Raw genomic sequence first — 1,586 nt, forward strand, 5'->3', positions numbered from 1 at the left:
GGGGGGATTATGGATTTGATTTCACAAACTATTCTTTGCGTTGATTTAGGCACCAAGACGGGTTGGGCGATTTGTGGTGCAGATAATCACATAATAAGCGGAACAGTTAATTTTCAAGCACGCCGTTTTGAAGGCGGTGGGATGCGCTACTTGCGTTTTAAGCAATGGCTTACAGAAATCATGATGGCAGCAAATCACATTGATGCAGTGTATTTTGAAGAGGTGCGTCGTCACGTTGGTACCGATGCTGCTCATGCTTATGGTGGTTTTTTAGCGACCTTAACGGTTTGGTGTGAACACCATCAAATTCCTTATGAAGGTATTCCAGTATGTACGATTAAAAAAGCAACGACAGGGAAGGGGAATGCCTCAACAGAAGAGATGATTAAGGCAGTGTGTTCTAAAGGACATGCGCCACAAGATGATAACGAAGCAGATGCTTTAGCAATTTTATATTTAATTAAAGAAAGGGAAGTCGAGCATGTCAACTAAATTGTCTTGGACGAGGCTTAATGCAGGCGAATGGATGAATGAGGTTTCTTGTTTATCTCCAGCAGAGAAATGTATCTATGTGATGCTGCGCTTTCAAATGCTTTACACTGGAGAACCTCTTTTAAATGACTTAAAGGCATTAGCTCTTTATGTTGGTTACCCAGTGAAAACATTTACCAAAGTGTTAGAGCTTTTATTACTTAAGAAAAAGATTGTCCGTTTAGAAGATGGCAGTTTATGGAATTTAGATGTTGAAGCAGAATTAGGCGATAGCAAAGCAAAATCAGAAGCTGCATCCAAAGCTGCTAGTGCGAGATGGGAGAAAGCTAAAAATAAAAGTGACAATGATTATTTAAAAGAGAACGACCGTGCATATAACCCGCATATGCGAACTGAATGCGATGCGCATAGCGAATGCAATGCTAATAACATTAACACTAACAGTTATAATAAAAAAACTAAAACTATCGTTTTAGCAAAAAAAGAAATTGATTTCGAAGATTCAGAAGCTGTTCTTCCCCTTCACGAGTCAAATGGCAGTGATGGGTTCAATGCGCTTCCAGTTCAAAACGAAGATGCGAGCAATTGTTCAGAAATCACAGACGCTGTGAAATCATCTCCCACTCATGAGCAAGAGAATATTCCCAAAAAAGTTAAACGATCTAGAGCTGATCGAGGTTGTCGATTGCCAGATGATTTCGATCCTGATTACGAATTCGCAATTTTGGAAGGTTTGTCTCTAGAGCGCGTTAACATCGAGACCGCAAAATTTCGAGATTATTGGAGTGCCAAGACAGGGAAAGACGCGACTAAACGTGATTGGCAAGCGACATGGCGTAACTGGATTAGAAATTCAAAAAATTACGGAAACAACAAGATAGGAAATAATCATGGCAATTATCCTCAACAACAAAAAAGCATTGGTGAGCGCATCGCAGACTGCGTTCTTGATATCGGAAATCGAGGTTACTTTAAAGCACATTCGTGAAATGACCGCTCCGAGTTTTCCTCTGGTTTTGAAGGACGGCAGTAAGTTAACCAAACAGCAGGAAACGTTTGCTTTAGAGGCTTATGATCGGCTTCAAGAGCTGTTT

The 1,586-nt window shown here is 40.4% G+C and carries 2 protein-coding genes; both read left to right on the forward strand.

All coding sequences use genetic code 11. The features are described 5' to 3' along the window. The first annotated feature begins 9 nt into the window (after window positions 1-9). The gene (locus tag ACMFKV_RS07175) at window positions 10-492 is read left to right on the forward strand and encodes a crossover junction endodeoxyribonuclease RuvC (RefSeq protein ID WP_413154925.1); all 483 of its coding nucleotides are present in this window, start codon (window positions 10-12) and stop codon (window positions 490-492) included. Next, window positions 482-1,480 (forward strand): hypothetical protein, encoded by a 999-nt coding sequence (locus ACMFKV_RS07180; protein ID WP_413154924.1) that lies wholly within the window; start codon window positions 482-484, stop codon window positions 1,478-1,480. The genes ACMFKV_RS07175 and ACMFKV_RS07180 overlap by 11 nt, the downstream gene beginning before the upstream one ends. Window positions 1,481-1,586 lie beyond the last annotated feature (106 nt).

It is taken from the genome of Bartonella propinqua, assembly GCF_047263965.1.
GTDB lineage: Bacteria > Pseudomonadota > Alphaproteobacteria > Rhizobiales > Rhizobiaceae > Bartonella.

What these genes read in the sequence shown, in the direction of transcription:
- ACMFKV_RS07180 (WP_413154924.1), top strand. Translation starts at nt 482, where the DNA reads ATGTCAACTAAATTGTCTTGGACGAGGCTTAATGCAGGCGAATGGATG.
- ACMFKV_RS07175 (WP_413154925.1), top strand. Translation starts at nt 10, where the DNA reads ATGGATTTGATTTCACAAACTATTCTTTGCGTTGATTTAGGCACCAAG.